This is a genomic window from Mycolicibacterium vaccae NBRC 14118 = CIP 105934, from assembly GCF_001552715.1.
Classification (GTDB): domain Bacteria; phylum Actinomycetota; class Actinomycetes; order Mycobacteriales; family Mycobacteriaceae; genus Mycobacterium; species Mycobacterium vaccae.
The window spans coordinates 1-12,730 of record NZ_BCRS01000169.1 but is presented as its reverse complement, the minus strand read 5'-3'; the positions used below and the strand labels follow the sequence as shown (position 1 = coordinate 12,730).

Annotated in this window: 11 protein-coding genes; 5 read left to right on the top strand and 6 right to left on the bottom strand. The window is 67.2% G+C overall.

Going from position 1 to position 12,730, the window contains the following annotated elements:
• Positions 1 to 56 precede the first annotated feature (56 nt).
• From MVA01S_RS24770 to hisD, 3 genes are all read right to left on the bottom strand, one after another.
• Positions 57 to 1,103 carry an ABC transporter substrate-binding protein gene (locus MVA01S_RS24770; RefSeq protein ID WP_003932406.1) on the bottom strand — a complete coding sequence of 349 codons (1,047 nt, stop codon included), beginning with the start codon at positions 1,101 to 1,103 and terminating at the stop codon, positions 57 to 59.
• The gene (locus MVA01S_RS24765; protein ID WP_003932407.1) at positions 1,100 to 1,846 is read right to left on the bottom strand and encodes a GntR family transcriptional regulator; all 747 of its coding nucleotides are present in this window, start codon (positions 1,844 to 1,846) and stop codon (positions 1,100 to 1,102) included. The genes MVA01S_RS24770 and MVA01S_RS24765 overlap by 4 nt, the downstream gene beginning before the upstream one ends.
• Before the next feature lie 98 nt (positions 1,847 to 1,944).
• Positions 1,945 to 3,276 (bottom strand): histidinol dehydrogenase, encoded by a 1,332-nt coding sequence (gene hisD, locus MVA01S_RS24760; protein WP_003932408.1) that lies wholly within the window; start codon positions 3,274 to 3,276, stop codon positions 1,945 to 1,947.
• A gap of 145 nt (positions 3,277 to 3,421) precedes the next feature.
• On the opposite strand from hisD, the gene MVA01S_RS24755 reads away from it, so the two are divergent.
• Positions 3,422 to 4,411 carry a LacI family DNA-binding transcriptional regulator gene (locus MVA01S_RS24755; RefSeq protein WP_003932409.1) on the top strand — a complete coding sequence of 330 codons (990 nt, stop codon included), beginning with the start codon at positions 3,422 to 3,424 and terminating at the stop codon, positions 4,409 to 4,411.
• 19 nt (positions 4,412 to 4,430) lie between these two features.
• Here the strand turns inward: MVA01S_RS24755 and MVA01S_RS24750 are convergent, their stop codons facing one another.
• Positions 4,431 to 5,417, bottom strand: a complete 987-nt coding sequence (locus MVA01S_RS24750; RefSeq protein ID WP_003932410.1) for an amidohydrolase family protein — start codon at positions 5,415 to 5,417, stop codon at positions 4,431 to 4,433.
• A 168-nt stretch (positions 5,418 to 5,585) separates the two neighbouring features.
• Here MVA01S_RS24750 and MVA01S_RS24745 point away from each other — a divergent pair, with 168 nt between their 5' ends.
• The 4 genes from MVA01S_RS24745 (at position 5,586) to MVA01S_RS24730 (ending at position 9,563) form a co-directional block, all read left to right on the top strand.
• Positions 5,586 to 7,175: a PucR family transcriptional regulator gene (locus MVA01S_RS24745; RefSeq protein WP_040542377.1), complete on the top strand. Its 1,590-nt coding sequence runs from the start codon at positions 5,586 to 5,588 to the stop codon at positions 7,173 to 7,175.
• A gap of 135 nt (positions 7,176 to 7,310) precedes the next feature.
• Complete coding sequence (locus tag MVA01S_RS24740) at positions 7,311 to 8,279, top strand: cyclase family protein (protein WP_003932412.1); 969 nt, start codon at positions 7,311 to 7,313, stop codon at positions 8,277 to 8,279.
• Positions 8,276 to 9,049 carry an SDR family NAD(P)-dependent oxidoreductase gene (locus MVA01S_RS24735; RefSeq protein WP_003932413.1) on the top strand — a complete coding sequence of 258 codons (774 nt, stop codon included), beginning with the start codon at positions 8,276 to 8,278 and terminating at the stop codon, positions 9,047 to 9,049. Before MVA01S_RS24740 ends, MVA01S_RS24735 begins: the two co-directional genes overlap by 4 nt.
• 115 nt (positions 9,050 to 9,164) lie before the next feature.
• Positions 9,165 to 9,563 carry an ester cyclase gene (locus MVA01S_RS24730; protein ID WP_159426345.1) on the top strand — a complete coding sequence of 133 codons (399 nt, stop codon included), beginning with the start codon at positions 9,165 to 9,167 and terminating at the stop codon, positions 9,561 to 9,563.
• A 93-nt stretch (positions 9,564 to 9,656) separates the two neighbouring features.
• On the opposite strand, the gene aceA is transcribed toward MVA01S_RS24730, so the two are convergent.
• Together aceA and upp are read right to left on the bottom strand one after the other, a co-directional pair.
• Entirely contained in the window at positions 9,657 to 11,969 is a 2,313-nt protein-coding gene (gene aceA, locus MVA01S_RS24725) for an isocitrate lyase ICL2 (protein ID WP_003932415.1), read from the bottom strand.
• A gap of 44 nt (positions 11,970 to 12,013) precedes the next feature.
• The gene (upp, locus tag MVA01S_RS24720; protein ID WP_003932416.1) at positions 12,014 to 12,655 is read right to left on the bottom strand and encodes a uracil phosphoribosyltransferase; all 642 of its coding nucleotides are present in this window, start codon (positions 12,653 to 12,655) and stop codon (positions 12,014 to 12,016) included.
• Between the last annotated feature and the right edge of the window lie 75 nt (positions 12,656 to 12,730).

Here is a 12,730-nt window from a genome sequence, read left to right as displayed (position 1 = left end):
CGCCGCCCCCTTCTCAGGGGCGGCGCCTGCCGTGGCGGGGGGCGGGGCGGTCACTGTCACGACTGGCCGCCCTGCTCAGACGGACGGAACTTCGGCTGCGCCTGGTCTTCGGCCATGAACCCGGTCTCCTTCAGCAGCGGGAAGACCTTCGCCTCGTTGTCGGCCCAGGTCTGGTCGAACCGGACGTCACGGACGAACCAGTCGTGGTCGTCGATGTAGTTCTGCACGAACGCGATGTCCTCGGGCGCCTCGACCGCGAAGTGCTGCGGGTACGTCTCGATGATGGTGGCCTTGTTGGCCTCCCACTCCTGCAGACCCCGCTGCCAGACGTCGAGGAAGAACTCGACCTGGTCCGGGTTTTCCTGAGCCCATTCGTTGCCGGCCAGGAAGACGTTGATCATCGGACCCTCATGGCCTTCGACCACCAGGTCGGCATACATGTCCGAGGACGCCTTGCCGTCGTAGATCACCTTGAGCGCCCCGCTGCGCAGACCCGGCGCGGCGAACTCGGGCAGGCACAGGCACGCCGCCACCTCGCCCTTCTCCACCAGATCTGCCTGCTGCTGCGGATCCGACACGATGAGGTTGTAATCGCCTCCACCGGTGCGGAAATCGACGTTGTGCATCTTCTTGGCGAACGCGCCCCACAGCAGCGTGGCCGACACGGCCGTGTACACGGAGACGTCCTCACCCTTGAGGTCGGCCAAGGTCTGCGCCGGGTTGTCGGCGGCGGTGATGATCACGCTGCGATCGAGGTTGTACTTGCCGATGATGACGGTGTCACGACCGGTTTCCTCTTCGATCACCGGAACCTCGTAGGAGGCCGACGAGACGATGTCGGCGTGGCCGCCGGCGAACACGCCGAATTCGTCCCATGTCGACGAGGCCTCGATCTTGTACCCGGACTCCTCCTCCATCTCGGCGAGGATTCCCTGGTCGGTGATGTAGTCCCACACGGGATCCGGTGCGAACGTGAACCGGATGGTCCCGTTCTCACCGCCGCCCGCGGCACCCGAGTCGGGCCGGGACACGCACCCGGACATCGTGATTGCGGTCGTGGCGGCGATCAACGCGGCTGCCAGCCGCCGTCCCAGTCCATTCACGCTTGTGTTCCCTTCGTTCGGCCGCCCCTCGGCTTCGTTGCCGAGGGCGCGGGGTCTTGATGGTCGCGATCGTGGTAGCTGATGAGGTCGTCAGCGCCGGTCGCGGAGGGGTGTTCCAACAGGTAAGACAGGATGTAGTCGTGTGAGGTGGCCAGATGCTCGCGGGTGAGCCTGGCGGCCAGCGCCGGGTCGCCGCTCTCCACGGCGCTGAGGATCGCGGCATGTTCGGCGTGCAGATGTTCGGTCTGGCCGATCACCTCAAGGTGCATGTACAGATACCGGTCCGTGAGTCGACGTAGCTGCTCGACGAGTTCGATCATCCGGGGGCGTCCGGCCCGCTTGTAGATGGCCGCATGGAATTCGGCGTTGGCAGCCAACCAGATCGGCGGCTCGCTGCTGGTCTCCATGACCGTCATCTGCTTGCGCATCAGCAGGATGTCCGCCCTCCCGACCTTCGGGACCGCGATCTGGGTGGCCAGCGGTTCGATCGCCTCGCGAAGCTCGTAGAGCTCCTGAAGTTCGGGGATCGACATGCCGATCACGACCGCGGTGGCGTTCGAACTGGGGTGCATCAGGCCCTCGCCGGCGAGCATCTGCAACGCGTCGCGCACCGGAATCCGGCTGACCCCGAAGCGCTCGGCGATGCTCAGTTGCGACAGCCGGGATCCCGGTGCGATCTGCCCGTGCAGGATCTCGGTCCGTAGCTGACCCGCGATGCGACTGGCAGCACTTTCGTATGCCATTTGACCTCCTTGTCTACCAACTGAAGAAAATGTATACATCGCGGGGTGTGCTGTCAATCACGTTCTTGATCGGGCATGACGCCCATCACATATCGCCGCTATACGGAGGTCTTCGTCCAGTCCGGCGCTCCGTCCGGCGCCCACGGCAGCGGAGCGCCCGCATACTTGGCCGCCCGCACATCACCCGAGCGCGCATGCCCTTCGAAGAACTCGACCCGGGCGGCGCGCCCGAGGACCTCGCCGAGAGCCGCGCTCGCGGCGGGGTCGACGACTTCCTGGTAGGTCACCGTCTTGAGGTACTTGCCCACCCACAGTCCGCCGGTGTACCGGGCCGCACCACGGGTCGGCAAGGTGTGATTGGTGCCGATCACCTTGTCTCCGTAAGAGACACAGGTCCCTTCCCCGAGGAAGATCGCGCCATAATTGCGCATGACGTCCAGCGCGTCGCGCGGCGCGGCGGTAAGGATCTGGACGTGCTCGCTGGCGAACTCGTCGGCGAGTTCGTACGCCTCGTCGAGACCGGAGGCCACCAGCACTTGCCCGTGGTCGCGCCAGGCCGCCTCCGCATAGTCCCGGGTCGACATCGTCGGCAGGATCGCGTCCACCAGATCGATGACCTCTCGCCCCAACGCTTCGGACGTGGTGATGAGGATCGCGGGGGAGTCCGGCCCGTGCTCGGCCTGGGACAGCAGATCGACGGCGACGATGAACGGATCCGCCGTGTCGTCGGCCACGATCAAGGTCTCGGTCGGGCCGGCGAACAGGTCGATGCCGACCTCGCCGAAGAGCTGCCGTTTCGCCTCCGCGACATACGCATTGCCCGGACCGGCCAGCAGGTCCACCTTGCCGATGGTCTCGGTGCCGATGGCCATCGCAGCGACGGCCTGTACGCCGCCGAGCAGGTAGATGTCGTCGGCACCGGCCATGCTCATCGCAGCCACCGTCGCGGCGGGGATCTCACCGCGGATCGGGGGCGTGCACGCCGTCACCCGCGGGACGCCGGCCACCTTGGCGGTCACGATCGTCATGTGCGCCGACGCGACGAGGGGATAGCGCCCGCCGGGGATGTAGGCCCCTGCGGCGGCCACCGGGATACTCCGCTGCCCGAGGAACACTCCCGGTTCTGTCTCGACCTCGAAATCGCGGAGCGAATCCAGCTGATGTTCGGCGAACCGGCGCACATTGCGCTGCGCCAGTTCGATGTCCTCGATCGTCTGCTTCGGGACCGTGGCGACAATGGACTCGACCTGCTCGTCGGACAGGCGGAAGCGGTCAGGGCTCCAGTTGTCGAACTTCGTCGAGTACTCGCGGACCGCCTCGTCGCCGCGCCGCCGGATATCGGCGATGACATCGGCGACCGTGGACATCACGTCCGCGTCGCGCGCGCTCCCGTTCTCGAGAACCGTTGCGCGCTTGAGTATCTGGGCCATGTGCTGGATCCAACCTTTCTTCCTGCGGTGTGACGGCGACCATATCCGCATACGTATGCAGTCGTCAACGGTGCTGGCAATTCTGGCCCTGATCAGCGAAGATTTCCGGGCAGCTCCACAACGACGCATACGTAGGCGGGAATCAGTGCCCTTCACCAGTCACGATGTAGCCAAGATCGCCGGCGTGTCCCAGTCGACGGTGTCGCGTGCACTGCGCGGCATGCCCGGCATCTCACCGGAGACGGTCGAGCGTGTGCGCGAGGCGGCGCGGTCGCTGTCCTACGTGCCCAGCGAGGCGGGCCGGTCGCTGTCGACCCGGCAGGCACGCTCGATCGGGGTGTTCACCGAGGATCTGACCAACCCGTTCTACCCGGCACTGGTCGAGCCCGTCCGGAAGCGGCTGGAAGAACATGGTTTTCGAACAATCCTGCTGACCGAGCCGGATTCCGTGGAGTCTGCGGACAGCCTGCCGCACGGCGTCGTCGACGGTGCGATCATCGCCACCGCGCACCTCGGCTCACCGCTGCCGCCCGGTCTTCGCGCCCGCAATGTGCCGTTCGTATTGGTCAATCGGACCGTCGATGGTGTCGACTGCGACCGCGTCACCGTCGACAACGTCGCGGGCGCCGAGTTCGCCGCGGGGTTCCTGGCCGACCTCGGCCACCGGGAGATCGCGGCGATCTTCGGCCCGTCCGACACCAGCACCGGCCGTGACCGGGAGCTCGGGTTCCGCCGGGGGCTGAGCCGGCACGCGGTCAGCCTGCCCGAATCACGGGTGCGTCGTGGGCCTTTCACCTACCAGACCGGGTATCAGGCCGCCACGACGCTGTTGCAGCGCCGGCGTCGCCCCACGGCGCTGTTCTGCGGCAACGATGTGATCGCCCTCGGAGCGTTGAATGCGGCGCGGGCCCTCGGCCTCGATGTCGGCGCGGACCTCACCGTCGTCGGTTTCGACGACATCCCCATGGCGTCGTGGGAACTGGTGGACCTCACCACGGTCCATTACGACCTGACGACGATGGCGCGGACCGCGGCAGACATGATGGTGGACCGCATCGGCGACCCGGCGGCGCCGTTCCGGCACGTGACCCTGGACCCCGGCATGGTCACCAGGGGGTCCCACCACCGGCCGTGACGGTCCGCCCCGGCACGGATCACGGCCAGTCCAGCCACCGTAACGCATTGGTGCGCAGTGCATCGCGATCCAGCCCGAGGGCCTCGGCCGAGCGGACCGGATGTGCGTCGGCCATGTCGAAGGGGTAATCGGAACCGAGGGTGATCCGGTCGGGGTGGATCACCTTGCACAACAGCTCGCCCGCCTCCACCGAGTGCGCCAGCGAGTCGGCATAGACGTGGTCGCGGAACACGTCGCTCGGGGGTGCGGAGCTGTCGGCGCACACATCGGCGCGCATGCGCCAGCCGTGGTCCCAGCGGCCGAGCAGTGCCGGCGCCACCCCAGCGCCGTGGACGAACGCGATCCGAAGCGCGGTGGTCCGCTCGAAGGTCCCCCCGAGCAGGATCGACGCGATCGCGGTGGCGGATTCCACGGGGTTGCCGATCAGGTTCTGGAGGTAGTGATGATTGAAGCCCGGACGCAGCTGTTGGGTCGGGTGCACCAGCACCGCCAGACCGGCGTCGGCGCAACTGTCCAGCACGTAGTTCAGCTCGGGGTCGCCCAGCGTCAGCGAGCCTACGACGGGCGGCACCGCGACCCCGCGGACCCCCTCGGCGACAAGCCGTTTGACCTCTGCGGTGGTCGCGGCCGCATCCTGTAACGGCAACACCCCCAGCGGGATGAGGCGGTCCGGGCTCGTCTCGCACATCCGCACGAGACCGTCGTTGACGCGGCGCGCATAGTCTGCGGCGGCATCCGGGTCCGCGGAGACGGCGAAGGCGTAGGGGGGCGCGGACACGACGCGCACCGCGATGTCCTCGGCATCCATGTCAGACAGGATCCGGGGCACACCGGAGATCTGGTCACGGGTCACCGCGATCGGGAAGTCGCCGAGATACAGCTCGCCGTCGGTGCGTTCGGTCAGACGGCGCACACCGTCGCTGACCGGGATCTCGTAGCAGTCTTCCGGCAGCAGGTGTGCGTGGATGTCGATGTGGCCTGGTGCGAGCGTGGACGCGGTCGTCAAGGCAATCCCAGTCTCTCTCGTGGTCTCGTGCATGCACCGCGAGGTGCACGGTCCGCTGAAGTGTAGGAGGCCCACCTGCGCAGCCCACGCTCCGAACAGAGGAAGATCGGCCGCTTCGACACTCGGATCGGTTAATCGTCGCTGCCGCTGGTCGGGCACACTGACGGCGTGAACAGCACTGCGCCCGCCGCCGAGTATGCGAGCGGGCTTTCCGCACCCGATCTGGCCCGGTTACTGGGGGAGGACGTCGTGACGACGGTGGCACCGCCCGACGACGGCGCACGGATCCGCTCCCTGGCCGTCTCCGACGGTCCGTCGGACGACAACGCGGATCTGCTGCTGGTGGTCGGAGCGTCACACACCGACTGGGCCGGCCTGCTGTCGGGCGCCGCCGACCGAGGCGCGTGCGCGGTGATCGTCGGTCCGATCCCCGCGGACGCCCGACCTCTGGTCCGCGCCGCCGCCGTCCGGGTCGGCATAGGTGTGCTCGAACGCAGTGCCGACGTGCCGTGGCTGGCCCTGTCGGATCTGATCCGGGAACTGATCCAACAGGCCAACACCGACGCGATCAGGGCATCCGGTGTCGCGCTGGAAGACCTTGCCGGAGTGGCCGAGTCGCTGGCGGAGATGCTCGGCGGCCACGTGATCATCGAAGACGCGAAGTTCCGGGTGCTGGCCTATTCCAGCTCGACCGGCCAGGTCGACAGGGGTCGCGACATCGCGATCCTGGGCCGCCGGATCCCCGAGGATTGGTTGCGGCATCTGGAATCGCTGGGCGTCATCGACACCCTGCTCGGCACCGATGAGGTCGTGACGGTCGACGACGGCCCTTTCGAGGCCAGGCGCCGGTTGCTGTGTTCGATTCGCGCCGAACGTTTTCTGCTCGGTGTGCTGTGGGTCGCCGAGGGCGACACACCGCTGCCCGCCGACATCCACGGGCGGATGACCGCCGCCGCCAGGACCGCGGCGCCGTTCCTGCTTCGGCACCAGGAGGCCGGCTTCCACCGACGTGCCGCCCAGGACAGGCAGATGCGTCTGCTGCTCGACCAGGGCACCATCCCGCATTCGACAGCCGAGGAGTACGGCCTCGCCCCCGCCTCCGGCTACACCGTCCTGGGCCTGCGCGCGGCACCTGACGCGCTGCTGACGAACCTCGATCGGAACCGGACCGTCGAATCTGTCGGCATGTACTGCCAGTCCTATCGGTGGCGCGGCGCGACCACGACCATCGGGCACACCGTCTACTGCGTGCTCGCCCACGACGCGACCACCTCAGAAGTACGGGTGCACGATTTCGCCGCCGCGGTGGGCGAGCACGTCAGACGGGCGCTGCTCGGACGCGGTGTGCAGGTGTCGTTGAGCCGGCCCGTCCAAAGCCTTCCCGACATCCCCGCCGCTCGCTGGCAGGTCGACCAGGTTCTCGAAACATGTTCGCCGGCCGATCATCTGACCGTGACGAGGTTCGACGATGCGTTGGCCAGGATCGCGCTGGCCCAGGTCGGTCAGTTCGTCGCCGCGAACGGCATCGAGTACCCGAAGCTCGATCGCCTTCGCGCCGAGGACCAGTCCAGCGGCTCAGACTACATCGCCACGGTCGCGGCCTATCTGTCGACGTTCGGCAACGTCGTGGCCGCCGCACGGCGACTGAACATCCACGTCACCACACTGCGGTACCGGTTGAAACGGATCCAGTCCATCTCCGGGCTGGACTTCGACGATCCGTCCGAACGGTTGCTGTGCGAGCTGCTGCTCAGGTAGTAGGACTACTTCCTCCGATTGTCGAGTGAGTCGGACCTTTCTTCTGCCTGGAAGAGGAATCGGCGGCCCCGGTGTGCGCCGTAGATTTCGCTCGAACGCGCCAAGTCTGCGACCGCACAACACCCGGAGTCGACCATGACCACCAGCAAGACGTCCATCACCTTCGAGCTGTTCCATGAGCTGTACGAGTCCTGTAACAACTGGGGCCGCTGGGGCACCGAAGACCAAAGGGGCACACTGAACTTCATCACCCCCGACGTCGTGCAGCACGCTGCGTCGCTGGTGCGGACCGGAAAGGCGATCTCGCTGCAGCTTCCTCTGGACGGCAACGGCCCCCAGACCGGCGCGTTCGGGCGCGTCAACCCGGTCCACCAGATGGCGGCCACCGGAACCGACCACCTCGCAGGCAACCAGACCTACAGCGCTGACCCGCTGGGCTGGGGCTTCGCCGACGACAGCCTGTTCCTGTTCCTGCAGGGCGGCACCCAGTGGGATGCACTGGGGCACATCTTCCGCGACGGCAAGATGTTCAACGGGTTCAGCGCGGCGGAGGTGACCTCCTCCGGCGCGTCCAAGGGCGGCGTCGAACACATGCCGACGATCGTGTCGCGTGGTGTGCTGCTGGACATCCCGCGGGTCAAGGGCCGGTCCCACCTCGAGCCCGGTGAGGCCATCTACCCGGAAGACCTCGACGAGGCCTGCGAGGCCCAGGGCGTCACCGTCGGACGCGGCGACATCGTGTTGATCCGCACAGGCGACATGGGTGCGCGTCGCGACCTGCCCGGCTGGGGTGGATTCTCGGCCGGCGACGCCCCCGGCCTGTCGCTGTCGACCGCGCGCTGGCTGTACGACAAGGAGGTCGCGGGCATCGCCACCGACACCTGGGGCGCCGAGGTGCGGCCCAACGAACTCGAAGGCACGTTCCAGCCGCTGCACCTGGTGATGATCGTGTCCATGGGTCTGCTGGTCGGCGAGATCTGGGACCTCGACCCGCTGGCTGACGACTGCGCCGCCGACGGTCGTTACGAGTTCCTTCTGGTGGGGCCGCCGCTGGTGATCCCCGGCGCGGTGGGTTCGCCGGTCAATCCCCAGGCCATCAAGTGAGCGACGGCGCGGTCGACGCCCTGGTCGGTGGTGCCTCGCTGGCCGGAAAGCACGCGTGGGTCACCGGGGCCGGTTCGGGCATCGGCCGCGCCTGCGCGGTCGCACTGGCGCGGCTGGGTGCCACCGTGCACCTGGTGGGGCGTACGGCCGACTCCCTTTCCGAAACAGCCCGTCTGGCAGCTGATTACGGAGGTGCGGCGGCGGTTCACACCGGTGACGTCACCGATGCCTCGTTCGTGGCGTCCGTCCTGCGTGACGAACGCGTCGACGTGCTCGTCAACAGCGCAGGGCGCAACATCCCGCAGCGGCTGGAGGACATCACCGCCGACACCTACGCGGCGGTGATGGCGGTCAACGTCGAGGCGGCACTGTTCATGACGCAGCAGGCCGTCGCCCGGATCCGCGAGCACGGCGACGGCGGATCGATCGTCTCGATCAGTTCGCAGATGGGCCACGTGGGCGGGCCGCAGCGCACGCTGTACTGCTCGTCGAAATGGGCGCTGGAGGGCATGACGAAGGCGTTGGCGTTGGAACTGGCCGGCGAGAAGATCCGGGTCAACACCGTCGCCCCGACCTTCATCGAGACCGAGCTGACCGCGCGCAGCCTGGCCCAGCCGGAATTCCGGGACTGGGTGCTGGGCAAGATCCCGCTGCGCAGACTCGGCACAGCCGACGAAGTCGCTGCGGCCGTCGCCTACCTTGCCTGCCCGGCATCGTCGCTGACCACCGGCACCTCATTGCTGGTCGACGGCGGGTGGACCGCGCACTGACAGGGCGACCGGTTGACGGTCGGCTGCCGCCGCACCGCTCTGACAAACGAGCCGCGATCCGGCCCACCCTGGCATATATTTCGACCACGGCGGCACCGACGGGCTTGGAGGCATGGTGGAGGCGAACAAAACCCTGGTGAAGAAATTCTTCGCCGCGGTAGAGAGCGGCGATTTCGACGCCTTCGACACGCTGGTGACCGAGGACTATGACGACCACCTCGCGGGGCAGTCACCCGGCCGCGAAACGCTCAAGAGCTACTTCCGGCGGTTGCGGTTCGCCTTCCCGGATATCCGACTTCCGATCTCACAGATGGTCGCCGAAGACGATCGCGTCGCGGTCCTGAACTCGGTGCAAGGCACGCATCGCGGCGAGTTCCTCGGTATCGCGGCCACCGGGCGGCGCGTCGATGCCTCGGCGTTCCAGCTGTACCGGATCGAGGACGGCCAACTGGCCGAGCACTGGGAAGTCGCCGACTTCGCCACGCTGATGCGGCAACTGCAGCCGGACACCTAGCCAGTTCGACAGTCACACCCACCACAGGAATCCACGTTTTGCGGTGGTGCACTCGCACTTTCGCCGCAAAACGTGGATACCTGTGACTCGCCGTCAGTCCTGCTTGCTGATCAACCGGAGCAGCGCCTTCCGGTCGGGCGCGAGCAGTTCGTCGATCCGCGGCTGGTTCACGTCGGCCACGATGATCTCGCCGACCTCCTGGTAGACGTCGCTGAAGATGCCGTGCGATTTCATCTTCTCGGTCTGATAGATGTTGTCCTCGGTCGGCGTCACGTAGTACACGATCTCGGCCTTGAACCGGTGGATCAGCCACAGGTGAATGAGGTCCATCAGCCGCTTCTGCCGGAGCTGCTCGGCGAAGGTGTTCTGGTCGCGGACGGTGAGGATGCTGCGGCCGTGCCGGTCCTTGATCGGGTCGACGACCACATTGGCCAGCGGATCTGTGCCGTCTTCGGAAGCGTCGCTGAAGATCTGCAGGTCCAGCACGTCCGAACCGGCACGCCGCGGACGCAACTGCACGTGCAGCTTCTCCGGCAGCTGGTAGTGCTCGCCCCACAGCGCCAGCCATTCCTCCAGCAGCTTCTTGGGCACCTCGGTCTGGACCAGGTGCTGGTGCTGGGTGGACCCCTTACCCATCGACTTCGTCGTCGCGGTGCGGCCCGACGACGCCGCCAGCGCCGCGTCGCTGCGCGGCCCGCCGACCAGCGTCTGCGGTGTGCGGTAAGGGGATTCGACGAGGCGCATCTTGCGCTGCAGCCGGGCCAGCGCGAGCATGCCCTCCTGGCGCAGCGACGTCGCGAACTCCTCGGACGCCACGCCGTCGACCTGATGGCCGCCGTAGGTGATGAAGTTGAAGACGAACCCCATCTTGCCGATCTCCTCGGGGAACACCCGCATCTCCTCGTCGGTCATGCCGGTGGTGTCCCAGTTGAACGACGGCGAGAGGTTGTAGGCCAGCATCTTATCGGGGTAGACGGCGTGGATGGCGTCGGCGAACTGCTTGGCGTCGGCGAGATCGGCGGTCTTGGTCTCCATCCACAGGATGTCGGCGAACGGCGCGGCCGCCAGCGACTTCGCGATCGCGTACGGGATACCGCCGCGCACCTGGTAATAGCCCTCCGGGGTCTTGACCCGCTCGCAGTCCCAGGCCACGTCGGCGCCGAGCTCCTTGGCCTTCTCCCTGGCCGTGTACAGCGGGGCCCGTTCGGCGAACATCCGCCATTCGGCCACGCTCATCGCGGGCGGTTCGCCCTCACGCTCGCGGAACTCCAGCAGCTCGGCGACCGCCTCGCCGTAGGTGTTCAGTCCGGCGTCGTCCTGCCAGGCGTCGACGAACCGCGACTCGACCTTGTCGAAGGCCGCGTCGAGTGACGCCTGCGTGCCGTCCTGCCAGCCCGTGGCCGTCTCGTCGATCAGCGTCAGCAACCCCTGCCGTTCCAGCCATCTGTCGGCGGTGTCGTACTCGCCGTCGGGCAGCGCGTAGAGCAGATGCCCGTTGATCTCGGTGACGCCCTTGTCGTAGAAGCGGCGCATCATCGCCAGGTAGCACGACTTGTACGACGGGGTCTTCAGGTTGGTCGCGCCGAGCAGGAACGGCTGGTCGCGTTCGTCAGCGCGGCTGTCGATCAGGTTGGCGGCCTCGGCGTCGGTGCGGGCGACGATGATGCCGGGCACCCGCATGATGTCGAGCTGGAACCGCGCCGCGTTGAGCCGCTTGATCTGCTCGTCGGACGGCACCAGCACCTTGCCGCCCTGGTGGCCGCATTTCTTCGTGCCGGGCCGCTGATCTTCGATGTGGTAGCCGGGGACGCCGGCCTCGACGAACCGTCTGATCAGGTTGCGCACATGCGGGTCTCCGCCGTGCCCGGTGTCGGCGTCGGCGATGATGAACGGCCGGTAGTCGTACTCGGGCGCCGTCGCGAGTTGCTCACTGGTCATCTGCAGACGCTGGTACTGCTGGTTGCGGTCGGCGGTCAGCAGCGCGCGAACGATCCCCGCGGCCTCCTCGGGCACCTGGCTGAGCGGATAGCTGGCCAGGTCGGGTCCCGGATCCTCGGAGATGGAGCCCTTGGCCGAGGTCGCCCAGCCGCCGAGGTAGATGCCCTCGATGCCCATCCGCTTCATCACCACGGCCTGGCCGGGGGAGTAGGGACCGAACGTGGTGATGCTCTTGCCCTTGGCGAACAGCTCCCGCAGGTGCGGGTAGAACGCGGCAGCGGCCTCGCGGGCGATCGGATAGTCGGCGGGGATGGTGCCGCGCTGTTCGGCGACCTGACGGGCGGTGTACAGGCGGATGATGCCCTCGAACCGGGGGCTGTCGAAGTAACGCTGCGTGTCGGCGACATCGCGCTCGAACGACTCGCCGGTTGCGTGGGGCTGGAAGGCGGCAGCTTCGATGATGGCCATGACTCACCCTACGGCGCAGGGCCGCTCAGGTGGGTGCCTGTGGGCTATTTGGTGCCGAAGATCCGGTCCGCCACGTCGCCCAGGCCAGGCAGGATATAGCCGTTCACGTCGAGCTCGCGGTCCACGGCCGCGGTGTAGATCGGCACCTCCGGGTGGGCCTGGTTCATCGCCGCAATGCCCTCGGGACAGGTCAGCAGACAGACGAACTTGATCGACTTCGGCCGGTGCTCGCGCAGCCGGTCCACCGCCGCGATCGCGGAGTTACCGGTGGCCAGCAGCGGATCCAGCACGATCACGTCCCGCTCCTGCAGATCGCCGGGCATCTTGAAGTAGTACTCCACCGCCACAAGCGTTTTCGGGTCGCGATAGAGACCGATGTGTCCCACCCGCGCCGATGGCGCCACCTCCAGCAGACCTTCGAGAAGACCGGTGCCCGCACGCAGGACCGACACGAAGACCAGCTTCTTGCCGTCCACCACGTTGCCGGTGGTCGTCTCCATCGGCGTCTGCACCTCGACCTCGTGCAGTGCGAGGTCACGCAGCACCTCGTAGGCCATCAGCGCCGACACCTCGTGTGCCAGACGCCGGAAACTGTTGGTGGACAGGTCTTTCTGCCGCATCAAGGTGATCTTGTGCTGGACCAGGGGGTGGTCGACGACGTGTACGCCGCCCGGACCGTCAGCCATCAGAACACCGTCCCGTCACTGGTCACCGTCAGCGGCGGCAGCCCGCCGCGCAGCCGCTGGGCCGCCGCCCGCCCG

Coding starts and splice junctions, on each gene's coding strand:
- MVA01S_RS24740 (WP_003932412.1), top strand. CDS start 7,311: ATGACCACCAGCAAGACGTCCATCACCTTCGAGCTGTTCCATGAGCTG.
- hisD (WP_003932408.1), bottom strand. CDS start 3,276: ATGGCCCAGATACTCAAGCGCGCAACGGTTCTCGAGAACGGGAGCGCG.
- MVA01S_RS24765 (WP_003932407.1), bottom strand. CDS start 1,846: ATGGCATACGAAAGTGCTGCCAGTCGCATCGCGGGTCAGCTACGGACC.
- aceA (WP_003932415.1), bottom strand. CDS start 11,969: ATGGCCATCATCGAAGCTGCCGCCTTCCAGCCCCACGCAACCGGCGAG.
- upp (WP_003932416.1), bottom strand. CDS start 12,655: ATGGCTGACGGTCCGGGCGGCGTACACGTCGTCGACCACCCCCTGGTC.